Consider the following 17,798-nt stretch of genomic DNA (forward strand, 5'->3'; position numbering starts at 1 on the left):
GACGGCCGGGGGCCCTCAGGCACGCAGGTCGTGCTTGCGGGTGTAGTAGGCCATGAAGCCGATGAGCCCGCCGAGGACCACGATCCACTGCACGGTCGTCACCAGGTTGATGTCGTCGAGCGGCAGGGTGTAGGCGAGCGCCACGCGGACGACGGCGTCCACGATCATGCCGATGCCGAAGACGACGGTGAGCAGGCGCAGGCCGTGGCGCATCTGCGGTTCGGTGTCCCAGCGGCGCTCCCACACCTCGGCGCCGGCGCCGCCGCGCTTGGTGCGTGCGATGCTGACCCCGGCGTGCAGGAAGAACGGCTTCTCGAAGAACAGCGTGATCAGCATCCAGATGCCGAACATCGCGGTGAGCCAGCCGTCCTTGGCGAAGAAGAACCGCGCGTCGCCCGAAATCAGCGAAACCGCGGTGCCGATGACCATCATCGTCACCATGAAGAGGCCGAGCCCGTCGATCTTGCGGTAGCGGGCGAAGACGTACACGGTCCGGACCACCGGGACGATGCCACCGATGATCGCGGCGGTCAACAGCGGGACGCCGTTCTGGCGCAGGATGTAGTAGACGGCGAGCGGGACGATCAGGTCGAAGGCCGCGGAAGCGAACAGCGCCAGCCGCGGGTTGCGCGGTTCCCCGTGCGACGGCGCGGCGGCCTGGGTGCGTTGGATGCCGGTTTCGTTCATTGCCTGCTCCTGGTGGTTCGCGAGTGGGTTCATTCGCCAACGCCATTCGCTTGCGTCGTGGCGCTGCTCCGGGGACAACGGTAGTGTCGCGATACCGGTGGGCGTGAGCCTGTTAGGCCGAACATAGGGGTATGGCTACCTATACCCCTATGAGTGGGCTTGGCCGATTGTGCCGCCCCCGGGGTGCCCCCAGACTGGACTGACCTCGAGTGCGAGCGGGCCGGTCCGGCCCCCTGGAGACGATGGGGGACGCGATGAGCCGACCGGGAACACTCTCCCGTGGAGAGTATGATCCGGCGATGTCGACGATTCCCCGGCGCAGCGCCTCGGCCGTCCGGCGGGGGCTCGCCGGAATGGCGCGGCTGGTCGTTCTGGTGCTGTTCGCGGCGGTGCCGGCCGGCGTTCTCACGCTGCCCGCGCTGTTCTGGCTGCCGGAATACGTCGCCACCGCGGGACTCACCGTGCTGGTCGCCATTCCGGCGTGCCGGCTGCTGCCGGTGCTTTCCCGCAAATGCGCGCCTGCCCTCTACGGCCGGGCCATCGAATCGCCGTACCTGCCGCTGCCGGCCCTGGAACGCACCGAGAACGGCTGGTACTGGAACGGCTACGACTTCCACAAGTTCCGCTGGGTCTCGCTGGCCCAGCGGCGCGGCCGCTGGTTCTTCACCGACCCGGCCACCTGGCGGGACCTGTGCTGGCTGGTGGTCAACCCGCTGACCGGCGGCCTGCTGGCGGCCGTCCCGGTCGCCCTCGCCGGGTTCGGGGCGTTCCTGCTGGTCGCGCCGCTGACCGCGCCACACCTCCCGGCCGGGGCGTGGTACTTCCCGCTGCCGGTGGACACCCCGTCCGGGATCGCCGCGACGGTCGTCGCGGGGCTGGCGCTGCTCGTGCTGGGGCTGGTGGCCGCGCCGGGCGCGGTCGGCCTGCACGAGACGTGGACGCGGTGGCTGCTCGCGCCCGACGAGCGGGCGCTGCTGGCGCGCCGGGTGGAGCGGCTGTTCGCCACCCGGGCGGCGGCGATCGACGCGCAGGCCGCGGAGCTGCGGCGGATCGAGCGTGACCTGCACGACGGCGCCCAGGCCCGGCTGATCGCGATCGGCATCTCGCTCGGCACCGCCGAGATGCTGCTCGACACCGACCCCGACGAGGTGCGCCGGCAGCTGGCCGGCGCGCGGGAGCTGTCCGCCGCCGCGCTGCGGGAGCTGCGCGGGCTGGTGCACGGCATCCAGCCGCCGATGCTGGCCGACCGCGGCCTCGGCGCCGCCCTGGACGACCTCGCGATGGACGCCCCGGTGCCCACCGACGTCGAGGTCGGGCTGATCGGCCGTCCGGACGCGGCCCTGGAGTCGGCCGTCTACTTCTCGGTGGCCGAACTGCTGGCCAACGCGGCCAAGCACGCGGCGGCCAAGCGCGTGCGGGTGAACGTCACGCACCGGCCGGGCGCGCTGCGGGTGGTCGTCGCCGACGACGGCAAGGGCGGCGCCGGCTTCGGCCGCGGCAGCGGGCTGACCGGCGTCCAGCGGCGGGTCGCGGCGTTCGACGGTGTCGTGGAGATCTCCAGCCCGCCGGGCGGGCCGACCGAAATCACGATCGTCATTCCGTATGCCGGGTAACCAGGGGGGATCAGCATGCGTCGCGGAATTGCAGTGTGCCTGTTTGCGGTGGTCACCTTTCTTTCGGTGGCCGGATGTGACCATTTCGTGGACCTCGGGTGCGCGGAACGGTCCTGTCATTTCAACCTCGTCAGCGGCGGAAAAGTGGACCTCGGCGGCCAGGAGCTGAAGGTGCAGAAAATGGACAACAATTCCGTGACCCTCCTGTCGGACGGCCTCAGCGTCTCGCTGTTCCAGGGCGTCGATCTCGATTTCCTGGGGTACCACCTGCACCTCGGGGAGATCCGCGGCGGCGAGGCCAGTTTGGACGTCACGCGCAATTAGCCGGAGTGCACCGGGAGCGCTTGTCCGCGCTGGTCAAGACAGGGGTTACGGTCCGTGCAGTAGTCACCTAGGTTGGTCGTCGATCGGACCAACATGCGGCGGGGGCGACCCTTTCGCGGGTTTCTGGGGTGACTATGCGTAATGATCTTCTGCGGGCGCGGCCGCGCGCGGCGGCGGTCGTCCTCGCCGGCGTGCTGCTGACGTCCGGTCTGGCGGCGTCCGACGCCGCGGCCGACCCGGCCGCGAAGTTCTCGCCGAAGGTGCGGAGCCTCGTCGGCGAGCTGACCCTCGACGAGAAGCTTTCCCTGGTGCACGGCGGAAACGACCCGAACAGCGTCGGCGAAGCCGGGTACGTGCCCGGCGTGCCGCGGCTCGGGATCCCGTCGTTGCGGCTGACCGACGGGTCCGCCGGGGTGCGGGTGGACAAGCCGTCGGTCGTCATGCCGGCGCCGGTCTCGCTCGCGTCCACTTTCGACGAATCCCTCGCCACCCGCTACGGCGCCGGCGTCGGCCGCGAAGCCCGCGCGCTGGGCACCGACGTGCTGCTGTCCCCGATGGTCAACACGATCCGGATCCCCTACGGCGGCCGGAACTTCGAGACCTTCAGCGAGGACCCGCTGCTGACGTCGCGGCTGGCCGGCGCCGAGGTGCGCGGCATCGCCGGCCAGGGCACCATCCCGGTCGTCAAGCACCTGGCCGGCAACAACCAGGAGAACGACCGGCAGACGATCAACGTCCTGATGGACGACCAGACGCTGCACGAGGTCGAGCTGCCCGGTTTCGAGGCCGCCGTCAAGGCCGGCGCGGGCGCGGTGATGTGCTCCTATAACAACCTCAACGGGCCGTCGGCCTGCGCGAACCCCGACCTGCTGACCGGGATCCTGCGCGAGCAGCTGGCGTTCCAGGGCTGGGTGATGTCGGACTGGCGGATGTCGCTGACGCCCGGCAGCCTGCCGCAGGGCCTCGACCAGGAGATGCCGGACGGGACCTACTTCGGCGACCAGCTCAAGGCGGCGATCACCGCGGGCACCATCCCGCAGTCCGCTTTGGACACCGCCGTCGGGCGCATCCTCGGCCAGCTGGACCGCTTCCACCTGCTCGACAACCCGGCCCGCCCGGCCCGTGACCTCGCCGGGCTGACGGCGACCGCGCAGGACGTCGCCCAGGCGGGTGCGGTCCTGCTGCGCAACGAAAAGTCCGCACTGCCGCTGAGCACCGCGCGGTCGGGCAAGGTCGCGGTGATCGGCTACAACGCGAAGACGCCGAAGCTCAACGGCGGCGGCAGTTCGCACGTGCTGCCGTCCGCCACCCCGGCCGCGCCGGTGGACCTGATCAGGCAGCGCGCCGGCAGCACAACGACGTACACCCCGGGCTACGACCCGGCGGGTGACGTCGTGCCGGCCGACGCGCTGTCGCCGGCGTTCACCCAGGGCGGCGGCCTGCCGGCGGGCGCGGAAGGCGTGTTCTACAACGGCACGGTCACCGCGCCGGGCGAAGGGGACTACAGCATCCAGCTGCAGTCGACCGGGGGCGGCGGGTTCTTCCAGGTGGACGGGACGGCGAGCGGCCTGTTCGGCGACTCCATCGCGGGCGGCTACACCGGCATCACCGTGCACCTGACCGCCGGGCCGCACACGCTGCTGCTGTACGGGTTCGCGGACTTCGTCAACCCGCTGAAGGTGAACCTGCACTGGATCACCCCGGCCGGGGCGCAGGCCAAGATCGCCCAGGCGGTGGCGGCGGCCAAGGCGGCCACCACGCCGGTGGTGTTCGCCTACGACGACAGTTCCGAAGGGCTCGACCGGCCGGATCTCTCGCTGCCGGGTTACCAGGACGAGCTGATCGACGCCGTCGCCGCGGCCAACCCGCGCACGGTGGTGGTGCTGAACACCGGGTCCGCGGTGAAGATGCCGTGGCTGGCCAAGACGGCCGCGGTGCTGGAGATGTGGTACCCGGGCCAGAAGGGCGCGGAGGCGACGACGGCGTTGCTGTACGGCGACGTCACCCCGCAGGGCAAGCTGACGCAGACGTTCCCGGTGGACGAAGCGCACACGCTCGTCAGCGGCGGCGCCGGGCTGTACCCCGGGCAGGACGGCCAGGTCGCCTACACCGAGGGCGTCAACGTCGGTTACCGCTGGTACGCGGGGCACAAGACGGCCCCGCTGTTCCCGTTCGGCTTCGGTCTTTCGTACACGACGTTCGCCTACAGCGGCCTGACGGCGGCCAACGCCGCCGACGGCGGCCTCGACGTGAAGGTGACGGTGCGGAACACGGGCACCCGCACGGGCACGGAGGTGGCCCAGGTGTTCGTCGGCCCGAGCCCGGACGTGACGGCCCCCCAGCCGTCGACGGCCCTCGGCGGCTACGCGAAGGTGACCCTGGCCGCGGGCGCCTACCGGACGCTGACGATCCACGTCGACCCACGCCAACTGTCCTATTGGGACACAACGGCGAAGGCGTGGAAGCGCGGAGCCGGCACCCGCGCGGTGCAGGTGGGCTCGTCCGCCACGTCCCTCCCGCTCGCCACCCGGATCGCCGTGCGCTAAGAGGCATCACGTGTGTCTGGCGGGGCATCACGTGTGATTGGCGGGGCATCGGGGCTGATGCCCCGCCAATCACGGGTGATGCCCCTTGGCGCACGCGTGATGCCTGTCCGATCACGGGTGATGCCCCGCTGGACACGTGGAAACGGCCGGGGCCCTGTGGGGCACCGGCCGTTTCTGGTTTCTCGTCAGCCGTTCGTCACCGGTAGGTGGCGGAGGCCGCGGATGATGGCCGAGCGGCGGCGGTCGGCCGGGCCCGTCTGGTGGAGGTTCGGCAGGCGGGTGGCCAGGACGCGGAACGCCACGTCCGCCTCCAGACGGGCCAGGGGCGCGCCCAGGCAGTAGTGCGAGCCGCCCGAGAACGAGAGGTTGTCCGGGGTCGTCGGGCGGGTGATGTCGAAGACGTCCGGCCGGGACCACACCGCGGGGTCGCGGTTGCAGCCCGCCGTCAGGACCACCACCGCGGTGTCCGCCGGGATGACCGTGCCGCCGATCGTGACGTCCTCAGTGGACACCCGGCTGGACTGCTGGACCGGCGCCTCGAACCGCAGCGACTCCTGTGCCGCCTGCGGCGCCAGGTCCGGGTCCGCCACCAGCTTCTCCCACTGGTCACGCCGTTCCAGCATGGTCTTCACGCCGACGCCGATGAGGTTCACCGTCGACTCCGCGCCGGCCAGGGTCAGCAGCTGGCACAGCGACACCAGCTCGTGCGTCGACAGCCGGTCCTCGCGGCGGGCGGTGAGGAGCTTGCTGACCGCGTCGTCGCCCGGGTGGGCCAGGCGCAGCTCCATCAGCTCGGTGAACAGCGCGTCGAGCTCGTCCAGCGACCGCTGGACGGCCGTGATGTGCTCCACCGACGTGATCTCGTCGAAGATCGTGCCGAACTTCGGCCCGTGCTCGAGGTACCGGCTCAGGAACGGCTCGGGGATGTCGAAGACGGTCGCGACCACCGTCACCGGGATGAGGTCGGCGAACGTCGTCATCAGGTCGAACTCGCGGCTCGTGTCGACGCGGTCCAGCAGTTCGTGGCAGATCGCGGTGAGCCGGTCGCGGAACCCGGCGATCGCCTTCGGGCTGAGGAACGGCGTCGCCAGCTTCCGCAGCCGCCCGTGGTCGGCGCCGTCGACGCCGAGCATCGAGTTGTCGAACGTCGTGATCACCGGGCTGATCGGGGTGCCGTCGGACTTGAGCACGCCGAAGCGGCGGTCGCGCAGCACGGTCGCGGCCGTCGCGTGGTCGACCGTCGTCCACGCGCCGAGCTCGCTGCGGTGCAGCGGGCCCTTCGCGCGGATCCGTTCGTAGAGCGGGTAGGGATCCTCCGGGCCGCGCAACAGCAGCGCCAGGGGGTCGCCGAGTTCGCCGAGGGTCCACAGGACCCGCATCTGCGTGGTCATGTCCTCGGCCGACTGGACCGGCATGGCTTTCCTCCTACGGCTTTCCGGCGGTGATCAGCCCGGCCACCCCGCGCACGGTCGGCGCCTCGAAGACCTGGGAGATCCGCAGCTTGACGCCGAGGTCGCGGCTGATCCGGGAACACAGCTGGGCGGCGGACAGCGAGTTGCCGCCCTGCCGGAAGAACGAGACGTCGGCGGCGATCGACGGCACGCCGATGATCTCCCGCAGGATCTCCGCCACGGCCGCCTCGGTCTCCGACAGCGGCAGGTCCTCGACCGGCGCAGCCGCCGTCCGCAGGCGGCCGGCCAGTTCGGTCAGCGCGCGGCGGTCCACCTTCCGGTCCTCCAGCACGGGCAGCCGTTCCAGCCGCTGCACCAGCGCGGGCACCAGGTAGCCGGGCAGCCGCTCGGCCAGCCCGGCCCGCAGCTCGTCCTCGGCCGGCGTTCCGGTGTAGAACAGGCAGAGGTCTTCGTACGCGCCGTCGGCCCCGGTCACCGGCACCACCGCGCACGCGCCGACCCCGGGCGCGCGCCCGGCGTTGTGCTCGACGTCGTCGAGTTCGATGCGGTGGCCGCGGATCTTGACCTGGCGGTCCGCGCGGCCTTCGAAGTGCAGCAGGCCGTCGGCGCTCCGGCGGCCGAGGTCGCCGGTGCGGTAGACCCGCTCGGGCCCGGACGGCAGGGCGATCGTGACGAACTTCCGCGCCGTGAGTTCCTCGTCCTTGAAGTACCCCAGCGCGAGTCCCCGGCCACCCAGGCAGATTTCGCCGGCGTCGGAGAGCCGGTCGCCGTCGAGGAGGTACGCCTGCGTGTGCGGCAGCGGCACGCCGAGCGGCACCTCGGGAGCATCGGAGGGGCGCACCCGGTGGCAGGTGGCCGCGACGCTCGATTCGACCGGGCCGTACATGTTGTACAGCGGGATGTCCGGGTACGCCTCGACGAACCGGGCCGCGTGCCGCGCCGAGAGCTTCTCGCCGCCGGTGCCCACCGCGCGCAGGCCGGCGAAGGCGTCGAGGTCGTTGTCGACCATGCTGTGGAACACCGCGGTGGGCGGGAAGATCGTGGTGACGCCGTGGATCGTGATCAGGTCACGCAGTTTCGTCGCCAGTTCGAGGGTGTCTTCGAGCAGGACCAGCGTGCCGCCGTTGAACAGCACGCCCCAGGAGTCGAGGCCGAAGGCGTCCCAGGTCGCGGCCAGGGCCTGCGGCATCACCGCGCCGGAGTCCAGCGGGGTGAACAGCCAGTCGTCGAACAGCCGGACGTTGCCGCGGTGGGCGGTGACCACGCCCTTCGGCGTCCCGGTGGTCCCGGAGGTGAAGAAGACCGCGCAGGGGTCGTCGGCACCGACGTCGACCGCGGCCGGCCTGGCGCCGAGGATCGGTTGCGCCGGTGGCGACCACACCGACGGCCACGGGGTACCGCGTTCGGCGGCGACCACCGGCCCGCCGAGGTGCTCGATCAGGTCGGACAGCCTGCTCGACGGCCACCGCAGGTCGAGCGCGGCGTAGGCGGCGCCGCACTTGAGGACCGCCAGCAGCGTCGCGAACAGCTCGGGGGAGCGGGGCAGCAGCACCGGCACGATCGAGCCGCGTTCGACGCCGCGGGCCTGCAGCTCGGCGGCGTAGGCGTCGGCCAGCTCCGCCAGCTCGCGGTAGGTGGTGTCGTGGCCGCGGTGGTGCAGCGCGGTGCGGCCGGGCCACCGCGAAGCACACCACTCGAACAGGCCGTGCATGGTTTCGGCCCGCTCGAACGGGGTGGAGGACGTGGTCATCGGGTGCTCCCGCTGATCAGCTCGGCCAGCGCGGCCGGCGTCGGGTGGGCGAAGGCGGCGGACAGCTTGAGCCGGACGCCGGTCTGCTTCTGGATCCGCTGGACGAGCTGGGCGGCCAGCAGCGAATGCCCGCCGCCGGCGAAGAAGTTCGTGTCCGGGGTGACGTCGGCGCGCTTGAGCAGTTCCGCGAACATCGCCACGACGGCACTGGTCGTGGCGTCGGGCGCGGCCTCGGCGGGGGCCTCCGGCGGCGGCCCGGCCGTGGCGGCCAGCTCGGCGACGGCGGCCCGGTCCACCTCGTGCGCGGCCGTCTCGGGCAGCGCGTCGACCCGCAGGTACCGGGCCGGGCGCGCCCGCGGCGGCAGGACCGCCTCGGCGTGCCGGGCCAGGTCGGCCGCGAGCTGCGGCTTGTCCGGCGCCTGCACGACGGCGACCAGGTCCTCGGCGCCGGGCCGCGGGGTGACCGCGGCCGCGACGACGTCGGTGTACGCGGTCAGGGCGTCCTCCACGGTGGCCAGGTCGACGCGGGTGCCGCCGGAGGTCAGCTGCCGGTCGAGCGGGCCGTGGACGTGCAGGGACCCGTCGGGACGCCAGTGCGCGAGCACGCCGGTCGCCGATCCCAGCCGCAGTTCGCCGCGCACGCCCAACGGCAGCCGTCGCCCATCCGGCGCGACGACGTCGGCGTCGAGGCCCGGGACGGGCACGCCGTCGGCGAGCACCCAGCGGCCCCCGGCGGAGAACACCGTGTGGACGTCGGCTTCGAGCGCCCGCAGGGTGCGGACGAGCGGGGCGGGCGCGGGTTCGGCGCCGACCAGCGCGGTGCGGCCGCCGACGGCCTCGCCGAGCTGCTCGGCCACGCGGGCCCAGCCGAGCGGGGTGGCGTGCACGACGCCGATGTCGTGCCGGGTGAGCAGCCCGGCGAGCAGGTGGCCGTCGGTGCGGGCCGCGTCCGGCGCCACGACCAGCGCCACGCCGTTGGTCAGGGCCAGGACCAGCTCCGGGACGGCGGCCGAGAGCCACAGCACCGGCCGGGAACCCACCGGGACCGGCCGGACGGAGTCGGCGAGTTCCCGGTGGGTCACGCCGGGCAGCGCCCGGCCGTCCGGGGACACCGCCGAGGGGTCCGGATCGACGGTCACCGTGACGGCGTAGGAGATTTCCTCGGCGTCCAGCACGCGTTTCGCCGCGGAAGGCGAGGTCGTGACGGTGGCCCCGGCCAGCCAGCTGCCGAGGACCGCGGCCGCGAGGTCCGGGCCGCGCGGGGCGGTCACGGCGACGACGTCACCCGGCCCGGTCCCGCCGTCGGCCAGCAGGGTCGTGACCGCGGCCGCGGCGCGCCAGAGATCCCGGTAGGACGTGGTGCCTTCCCCGGTCACGATCGCGGGCGCGCCGGGGTTTTCCGTGACGTGCCGGGCGATCGCGGTGAGGACGGTGCCGGTGCCGGCCGGGTTCCCCGGCGTGTCGAGGACGGCGTGGTCGGTGGCGCCCCAGCCGTCCAGCTCGCGCAGCGGCCGGTCCGGCGCGCTCGCCGCCGCGACGAGCAGGGCGTCGTAGCGCTCCAGCAGCAGCTCGACCTCGCCGCGGTCGAGCACCTCGGCGCCGTAGACCGCCTTGACGCGGCTCTCCTCCGCCGAGGGCAGGATGACGAACTCCAGGTCGAACTTGCTGTGCCCCGGGTCGATTTCGACGACCTCCGCGGGCGCGCCGCCGATGCTCGTGGCCGCCCGCCCGCCGAAGGGCAGGTAGTTGAACACGTGCCGGAACATCGTGGTGCGCCAGGACGAACCGGCGCGCTCGACCTCCGGCAGCAGCACGTCCATCGGCACGTCCGCGTGCGCGATCGCCTCGAAGAACAGGTCCCGCACCCGGCGGCTGAACGTCCGGAACGTCTCGGCGGGATCGATCCGCACGCGCAGCGGCACGATGTTGACGTGGTAGCCGATCGCGCGCTGCGCCTGCTGGCTGCGGACGTTCACCGGGAAGCCGACGGCGAAGTCGTCACCGGCGCCGTGGGCGTGCAGGAGCAGGTAGTAGGCGGCCAGCAGCACGACGACGTCGGGGGCCTTGAGTTCCTTCTGCAGCGCGGTGACGACGTCCTTCGCGGACGCGGAGAACGGCCGGACGAGCTGCTCGCCGCGCAGGGTCGGCTGCGCGCTCTCCTGGCCGCCGCACCACAGGCCGGGCCCACCGGAATCGAAGTCCCGCAGGTGCTCGCGCCAGAACGCGAGGCTCGCCGGCTTCGGCTCGGACTCGGGCCAGAGCGGGACGGGCGCACCGGCGTCCGGGAGGTCCCCGGCGAGCACGGCGTCGTAGGCGGCGGCGAGGTCCTCCAGGAAGATCGACATCGACGTGCCGTCGAAGATCAGGTGGTGCACGGCCACGCCGACCGAGTCGTGCTCCGGGCCGCGGTACAGGCCGACGCGCAGCAGCGGCGATCCGTCCAAAGTGAACGGTCGCGTGATCAGCTCCCGCAACCCCGCCTCGACGTCGGCGCACTCCGCGCCTTCGAGGTGGATCGGGACCGACGTCAGCACCGACTTGGTGAGCCGGGTTTCGCCGGCGTGGAACACCGTCCGCAGGGCGTCGTACCGGCGCACCAGCCGCGCGACGGCCTCCTGCAGGACGGCCCGGTCCAGCCGGCCCGCCACCCGCAGGGCGACGCCGGGCACGTTGTTGACGCCTTCGCCGGGCACCAGCCGTTCGAGCAGCCAGAGCCCTTCTTCCTTGCGGGTCGCCGGAATCTCAGCGGTCGGCATGGCCGGTCCCTTCGGGAAGGTCTTCGACGGTGACGAAGGCGTGCGGAACCGCCTCGGCGGGCAGCCGCGCGGCCAGGTACGCGCGCAGCTCGGCGACGAACGTGCTGGTCTTCGCGGCGCGCGAGGGCGCGTTCGCGTAGGCGGTGAAGGGCAGCCCGGGCGTGGCGGCCGAAGCGGGCACGGCGACCGGCTCGCGGGTGTAGACGACGTCGACCAGGCCGGGGCCTTCGGCCGACCACGTCACGGCGGCGTGGTAGCCCCGGCGGCGGCCGATCTCGTGCAGGTCCTCGGGGTCCGGCGCGGTCACCGCGGCGGGCGCGGTGCCGGTGTCCAGCTTCGCCAGCGCGGCCAGCTCGCGGGCGACCCGGCCGTTCGGCACGCCGGTGATCCGCGCGGACAGCGGCCGGGTGTCGCTCAGCAGCGTCTCCAGCGCGGCCGGGTCCCAGGCCAGCGTGTGGGCCGGTTCGACGGTCTCCGCGGGTTCCCTGCGCAGCACGGCGTCGTAGCGGTGCCGGCTCAGCTCGTTGTGGTGGCGCGCCCGCTTCAGCCGGACGTCCGCCGCCGCGATCCCGGGCAGCGTGGCGGCCAGCGCCGGGAAGAAGTCCGGGTCGACGAGCAGTTCCTTCTCCTCCAGGACGCTGTTCTCGACCAGCTCGCGTGCCTGGTCCGGCGCCGCGGCCAGCTCCTCGGCGAGCACCGCGGTGCGGAAGGCCCGCAGCAGCCGCAGGTTCCGGACGTCGCCGACGAACACCGCACCGCCGGGCACGACCAGGGCGGCCGCCTGGCGCAGCACGTCGGCCAGGTAGCCGATGTCGGGGAAGTACTGGACGACGGAGTTGATCACCACGGTGTCGAAGCGGTCCGGCGGCAGCCCCGAGAAGTCGGTGGCTTCGCGGTTGTGCAGCCGCACGTGGGCCAGCGCGGGGTCGGCGGCGACCTGCCCGGTGAGCGTCTCGATCACCGTCGCGGAGAAGTCCGTCGCCACGTACTCCTCGCAGGACGGCGCCACCTGGGCCATCAGCAGGCCGGTGCCGACGCCGATCTCCAGCACCCGGCGGGGCCGCAGCGCGCGGATCCGCTCGACGGTCGCGTCCCGCCACTCCCGCATCTGCGCGAGCTCGATCGGCAGCCCGGTGTAGGTGCTGTGCCAGCCCACGAAGTTCTCGCCGAGCCCGCCGGCTTCGGGCAGCTCGCCGTAGACCCACTCGTAGATGAGCTGCCACTCGTCGACGCGCGCGCGGTCGTCGCCGGCTTCGGCGACCGGGTCCCGCGGCACGACGTGGGCGACGAGCCGCCCGGTCCCGCGTTCGCGGGTGACGCTGGCCCGCGCGACCCCGGGGTGCCCGGCGAGCGCGGCTTCGGCTTGGCTTTCCGTGCCGGTGCCCAGACCGGTCGGTGACGTCGGCATCAGCTCTCCTGCTTGGTCTTCCGGGAGGGGCGGGTCAGGGGAGCAGGCCGCGGACGGCCTGCGCGACCTCCGGCTGGCTCAGCAGGCCGGAGTGGTCGATGTCGAACCGGGTCTCGCGCGCGCCGATCTCCAGCGCGCCGGGCAGTTCGGCGGAGCGGATCACGTCGACGCCGTCGAGGTCGCCGGTGAGGGTGACCTGGGAGGCGGCCACCAGGTAGGTCATGTAGCTGCGGAACCAGGAGACGAGTTCCTCGGCGCGGTCGGCGTCCAGCTCGACCCGCTCGAACGCCGTCGTGCCGACCTCGCGGTACAGCCGCACGAACTCCTTCGTGAGCGTCTCGAGGTCGTCGTGGGTGCGCTGGGCGGCCTCGCCGGCGGCGTGCGCCTGCCGCACCTCGTCCTCGGTGAGCACGGCCGCGAGGGCGTCCACCACGCGGAAGAAGCCGTAGTGCAGCACGGTGAACCCGGTCGCGGCGGTCGGGTCGAACAGCACCACCCGCGGCTTCGCCTGCCAGGTCGCGATGCGCTCGGCGATGGCGAGGGCGAACACGCTGGACGCGCAGTAGCCGAACACCGCCTTGACCTCGGCGCCGCTCGCGCGCAGCTCGCCGGTCCAGCGGTCGAGGTAGTCGTCGCCGGTCATCCCGGTCTCGTCGCCGACGGCGGGCGGCAGGCTCTCCCAGATGCCGTACGGCGTCTGGAGGTGCTTCGCGAGTTCGGCGAACCCCGCTTCCGGCCGTCCGGTGACCGTGAAATCAACCGTGATGATTACTTCCCTGTCGTCCGCGTTTTCGTCGATCGGATGCCATGAATGGAGTTCGGCCACGATTTCCCGCCCTGTCTTTTCATCAGCACAGTCTGGCAGAACAAAGATTTCCGCACGCTGAAGCTAGCAGCGGCGGATCGGGCCGGTAACCCCTAGCGCGCCCCTAAGCAAGATGCTGGTGAGCAGCGGTTCCGGGGGGTTAGGGGTTGGAGTGGCCGGCGGCGTCGCCGTAGTGTTCGGCGACGATGAAATAACTGGGGATCGAGGGCGATCGATGGGTGCGGTAACAGTTTTGCCGGACGACGCCCGGTACGCCGATCTCGTGCGCGGGGTCAACCAGCGCTGGGTCGGCAAACCCGATTACGTCTGCGTGCCGACCTCCACCGAAGAGGTGGTGGACGCCGTCGGCGCCGCCGTGCGCGAGGGACGGCGGATCGCCGTCCGCAGCGGCGGCCACTGCGTCGAGGCGATGGTCGGCGCGCCGGACGTCCAGGTGGTCCTCGACCTGTCCGAACTGAACCGGATCGGCTTCGACGCCGAGCGTGACGCCTTCTTCGCCGAGCCGGGCGCGACCGTGGGCCAGGCCTACCGGACGCTCTACAAGCGCTGGGGCGTCACGATCCCGGCCGGCTCCTGCCCGAGCGTCGGCCTGGGCGGGCACATCGCGGGCGGCGGGTACGGCCCGCTGTCGCGGAAGTTCGGGTACGTCTCCGACCACCTGTACGCGGTCGAGGTCGTGGTGGCCGACGCCGACGGCACCGCCCGCGCGGTCGTCGCGACCAGCGATCCCGGCGACGAGAACCACGACCTGTGGTGGGCGCACACCGGTGGCGGTGGCGGCAACTTCGGGGTCGTGACGCGGTATTGGCTGCGCATCCCCGGCGCGACCGGCGCCCCCGGCGACCTCCTGCCCACCCCGCCGGCCCGCCTGCTGGTGCAGCAGGACGTCTGGGTGTGGGACACGCTCGACGAAGCCGCCTTCACACGCCTGCTGCGCAACCACGGCGAGTGGTACGAGCGCAACAGCGACCCCGGCTCGCCGTACGAAGACCTCTACAGCGGCCTGTGGTGCGGGACGCGCGCGTCCCAGTTCGTCGCCATGTCGACACAGATCGACAGTGCCGCGCCGAACGCGGCCGCCCTGCTCGACGACTACGTTGCCGCGATCCGCCGTGACCTCGGCGTCGACCCGGCGCTGAGCAGCCGCCAGGAGCTGCCGTGGCTGCACTCGACGTCGTGGGGCGGCATCGCCGACAGCGGCGACCACACGCTGAGTTTCAAGATCAAGGCCGCTGACCTGCGGAAACGCTGTACCGACGAGCAGGCCGCGAAGCTGTACGCGCACCTGCTGCGCGAGGACTACGGCAACCACCGCGCCGGCGTGATGTTCGTCGGCTGCGGCGGCCGGATGAACGCGCTGTCGCCCACCGACACCGCGATCGCGCAGCGCGACTCGATCCTCAAGCTCGTCTACTCCACCCACTGGGACGCCTCCGAGCAGGCCGAGCCGCACCTGGCGTGGCTGCGCGGGTGCTACGCCGACGTCTACGCCGCAACCGGTGGCGTGCCGGTGCCGGACGAGCGCACCAACGGGTCCTATGTGAACAACCCGGACTTCGACGTGCAGGACGAGCGGTGGAACTCCTCCGGGCTGGCCTGGCACGAGCTCTACCACCAGCACAACTACCCGCGCCTGCAGCGGGTCAAGGCGCGGTGGGACCCGGCCGACGTGTTCCGGAACCCGTTCTCCGTGCGGCTGCCCTGACCCCGGGAGGTAACGCGTGGCCACCCCGACCCTGACCACCGAGCACGAGCACACCGGCAGCGGTCACGACGTCGTGCCGCTGATCGTCTCCGCGGACAGCAAGGCGGGGCTGCGGTCGAAGGCCCACCGCCTCGCGCGGTACCTCGCCGACCACCCGGACACGCCGTTCGAGGCGTTCGCGCGCTCGGTCGCCGCCGAGGACACCGGCCGGGCGCACCGGGCCGTGCTGCTGGCCGGCGACCGCGACGACGGCCGGCGCGGGCTGGAAACCCTGGCCGCCGGGCAGAACCCGCCCGACGTCGTGCGCGGCAGCGCCCGGCGCGCCGAGCGGGTCGTGTTCGTCTTCCCCGGCCAGGGTTCGCAGTGGCCGGGCATGGCGCTCGACCTGCTGGACTGGTCGCCGGTGTTCGCCGCGGAACTCGCCCGCTGCGACGCCGCGCTCGGTCCCTTCGCCGATTGGTCCATTGTGGACGTCCTTCGTGGACGGCCGGGCGCGCCGACCCTGGACGACGGGGCCGACGTCGTGCAGCCGGTGCTGTTCGCGGTGATGGTGGCGCTGGCCGCGCTGTGGCGCGCGCACGGCGTCGAGCCGGCCGCCGTCGTCGGGCACAGCCTCGGCGAGGTCGCCGCCGCCTGCGCGACCGGCGCCCTGTCGCATGCGGACGGCATGCGCGTGGCCGCGCGGTGGAGCAGCGCGCAGGCGACGCTGGCCGGGCGCGGCGACATGATCTCGGTGCCGCTGCCGGTGGCCGAGGTGCGGGCGCGGCTGACCGGCCGCGAGGGGCTGGACATCGGCGCGGTGAACGGGCCCTCGTGGGTGATCGTCTCCGGGGACTCCGCCGCGGTGGCGGAACTGCTGGCCGACCTGACCGCCGACGGCGTGCGCGCCCGGCGCATCCCGGTCGGGCTGGCCGCGCACTCGCGGCACATCGACGACCTGCGCGACCGGCTGCTGACCGACCTCGCGCCGCTGACCCCGGTGTCCACAGTGGTCCCGTTCCACTCCACGGTGACCGAAGGCCCCCTCGACACGGCCGCGCTCGACGCCCGCTACTGGTTCCGCAACCTGCGCAACCCGGTCCGCTTCGACGAGGCCACCCGCGGGCTGGTCGAGCAGGGCCACGGCGTCTTCGCCGAGATCAGCCCGCACCCGGTGCTGACGGTCGCGGTGCAGGACACGATCGACGCGCTCGACGGCCGGGCCGTCGTGCTCGGCACGATCCGCCGTCGCGAGGACGGCCCCCGTTCCTTCCTCGGCTCGCTCGCCGCGGCCTACGTCTCCGGGGCCGGTGTCGACTGGACCGCGGCTTTCCCCGGCGGGGCCGAGCCGGTGGCGCTGCCGGAGTCCGGTTCGGACGCCACGGTCGCCGCGGCCGGCCTGCTGGCCGCCGGGCACCCGCTGCTCGGCGCGGCCGTCGAGCTCGCCGAAGACGGCGGCTGGCTGTTCACCGGCCGGTTGTCGGCCGCGCAGCACCCGTGGCTGGCCGGGCACACCGTGCTCGGCCGGACCGTGCTGCCGTCTTCGGTGCTCGTCGAGCTCACCCTGCACGCGGCGTCCGAGCTGGGCTGCGCCCGGATCGAGGAGCTCACCCAGCACCTGCCGGTCGTCTTCGCCGAAGAGGCGCACTGCCTGCAGGTGCGGATCGGCCCGGTGGACGACGCCGGGGCCCGCCGGATCGGCGTGTTCGGCCGGCCCGACTCGGTCGGGGCGGCCCAGGGCGGGCCGTGGATCCGGCACGCCACCGGGATCATGGCCGAGACCGCGGGCTCGGCGGCCGGCCCGGAACCCGTCGCGTGGCCGCCGCCGGGTGCGGTCGCCGAGGACGCCGGGACCGCCCGCGACCGCCTGCGGGCCCACGGCATCGAGCTGGGTCCGGAGTTCGGCGGCCTGACCGGCGCCTGGTCGCTCGACGGCGAGCTGTTCGCCGAGGTGGCGCTGCCCGCACCGGCCGGGAGCGGCGCGGGCTACGGCGTCCACCCCGCCCTGCTGGATTCCGCCCTGCAGGCGGTGGCCCTGTTCCCCGCCGCGGCCGGATCCGACGGCTGGCTCGCGTCTTCGTGGAGCGGGCTGGCGTTGCACGCGGCCGGCGTCCCGGCGCTGCGGGTACGCGTGCGCGCCACCGGACCGGACTCGGTGTCGGTTTCGGCCACCGACCTCGTGGGACGGCCGGTGTTCTCCGCCGAGCACGTCGTCCTGGGGTCGCTGCCCGAGGAGTACGTCCGGGCGCCGCACGCCGAACCGGCGGAGCGACCCGGCCCCGCGGGCGGCCTGGCCGCCGAACTGGCCGAGCTGCCCGAGCCGGCCCGCGCCGAACTGGTGCTGGACCTGGTCCGCGACCACACCGCGGCGGTGCTCGGGCGGGACAGCGCGGCCGGGATCGGCGGCGAGGACGCGTTCACCGAACTCGGCTTCGAATCGCTGACCGCGGTGGCGCTGCGCAACCGGCTCGCCGAGGCGACCGGGCTGAAGCTGCGCACCACGCTGGCCTTCGACTACCCGACCCCGGCCGCCTTGGCCGGGCACCTGCTGGAGGCGCTGCGCCCGGCGGACTCCGACGTGCTCGCGGACCTCGACCGGCTGGAGGCGGCGCTGTTCGGCGAGCCCGGCGGGTCGCTGCACGGCCGGGTCAAGGTCCGGCTGCGCGACCTGCTGTTCCGGCTGGACGGCGCGGCCGAAGCGGGTGACACCGGCCCCGGGGACGCCCCGCTCGACGCCGCGTCGGACGACGAAATCTTCGCACTGCTCGATCGGGAGCTCGACCTGTCGTGAG

General features: G+C 73.0%; 11 protein-coding genes. 5 read left to right on the forward strand and 6 right to left on the reverse strand.

From position 1 onward, the window contains the following. Positions 1-15 precede the first annotated feature (15 nt). The gene (locus ABZW17_RS25050; RefSeq protein WP_354818732.1) at positions 16-687 is read right to left on the reverse strand and encodes a VC0807 family protein; all 672 of its coding nucleotides are present in this window, start codon (positions 685-687) and stop codon (positions 16-18) included. 299 nt (positions 688-986) lie between these two features. Between ABZW17_RS25050 and ABZW17_RS25055 the strand changes: the two genes are divergently transcribed. The 3 genes from ABZW17_RS25055 to ABZW17_RS25065 all read left to right on the forward strand — a co-directional run bounded on the left by ABZW17_RS25055 (position 987) and on the right by ABZW17_RS25065 (position 5,170). Further along, a complete protein-coding gene (locus ABZW17_RS25055; protein WP_354818735.1) occupies positions 987-2,300 on the forward strand; it encodes a histidine kinase in 1,314 nt (437 codons plus the stop codon). Between the two features lie 15 nt (positions 2,301-2,315). Then, positions 2,316-2,624, forward strand: coding sequence for a hypothetical protein (locus ABZW17_RS25060; RefSeq protein ID WP_354818738.1), 309 nt, complete (start codon positions 2,316-2,318; stop codon positions 2,622-2,624). Positions 2,625-2,758: 134 nt separating this feature from the next. Beyond that, entirely contained in the window at positions 2,759-5,170 is a 2,412-nt protein-coding gene (locus ABZW17_RS25065) for a glycoside hydrolase family 3 C-terminal domain-containing protein (protein WP_354818741.1), read from the forward strand. A gap of 185 nt (positions 5,171-5,355) precedes the next feature. Here ABZW17_RS25065 and ABZW17_RS25070 read toward each other — a convergent pair whose 3' ends face one another. The 5 genes from ABZW17_RS25070 to ABZW17_RS25090 are packed head-to-tail and all read right to left on the reverse strand — an operon-like array spanning position 5,356 to position 13,322. Next, positions 5,356-6,585: a cytochrome P450 gene (locus tag ABZW17_RS25070; protein WP_354818744.1), complete on the reverse strand. Its 1,230-nt coding sequence runs from the start codon at positions 6,583-6,585 to the stop codon at positions 5,356-5,358. A 10-nt stretch (positions 6,586-6,595) separates the two neighbouring features. Continuing rightward, complete coding sequence (locus tag ABZW17_RS25075; RefSeq protein ID WP_354818747.1) at positions 6,596-8,332, reverse strand: non-ribosomal peptide synthetase; 1,737 nt, start codon at positions 8,330-8,332, stop codon at positions 6,596-6,598. After that, positions 8,329-11,088: a condensation domain-containing protein gene (locus ABZW17_RS25080; RefSeq protein WP_354818750.1), complete on the reverse strand. Its 2,760-nt coding sequence runs from the start codon at positions 11,086-11,088 to the stop codon at positions 8,329-8,331. Before ABZW17_RS25080 ends, ABZW17_RS25075 begins: the two co-directional genes overlap by 4 nt. Continuing rightward, a complete protein-coding gene (locus ABZW17_RS25085) occupies positions 11,075-12,496 on the reverse strand; it encodes a methyltransferase (protein ID WP_354818753.1) in 1,422 nt (473 codons plus the stop codon). The genes ABZW17_RS25080 and ABZW17_RS25085 overlap by 14 nt, the downstream gene beginning before the upstream one ends. A gap of 34 nt (positions 12,497-12,530) precedes the next feature. Further along, positions 12,531-13,322 carry a hypothetical protein gene (locus ABZW17_RS25090; protein WP_354818756.1) on the reverse strand — a complete coding sequence of 264 codons (792 nt, stop codon included), beginning with the start codon at positions 13,320-13,322 and terminating at the stop codon, positions 12,531-12,533. Positions 13,323-13,554: 232 nt separating this feature from the next. Here ABZW17_RS25090 and ABZW17_RS25095 point away from each other — a divergent pair, with 232 nt between their 5' ends. Continuing rightward, positions 13,555-15,027: an FAD-binding protein gene (locus ABZW17_RS25095; protein WP_354818759.1), complete on the forward strand. Its 1,473-nt coding sequence runs from the start codon at positions 13,555-13,557 to the stop codon at positions 15,025-15,027. Positions 15,028-15,043: 16 nt separating this feature from the next. Then, the gene (locus tag ABZW17_RS25100; protein WP_354818762.1) at positions 15,044-17,797 is read left to right on the forward strand and encodes an acyltransferase domain-containing protein; all 2,754 of its coding nucleotides are present in this window, start codon (positions 15,044-15,046) and stop codon (positions 17,795-17,797) included. Position 17,798 lies beyond the last annotated feature (1 nt).

This window comes from Amycolatopsis sp. NPDC004625 (genome assembly GCF_040609695.1).
Classification (GTDB): Bacteria; Actinomycetota; Actinomycetes; order Mycobacteriales; family Pseudonocardiaceae; genus Amycolatopsis.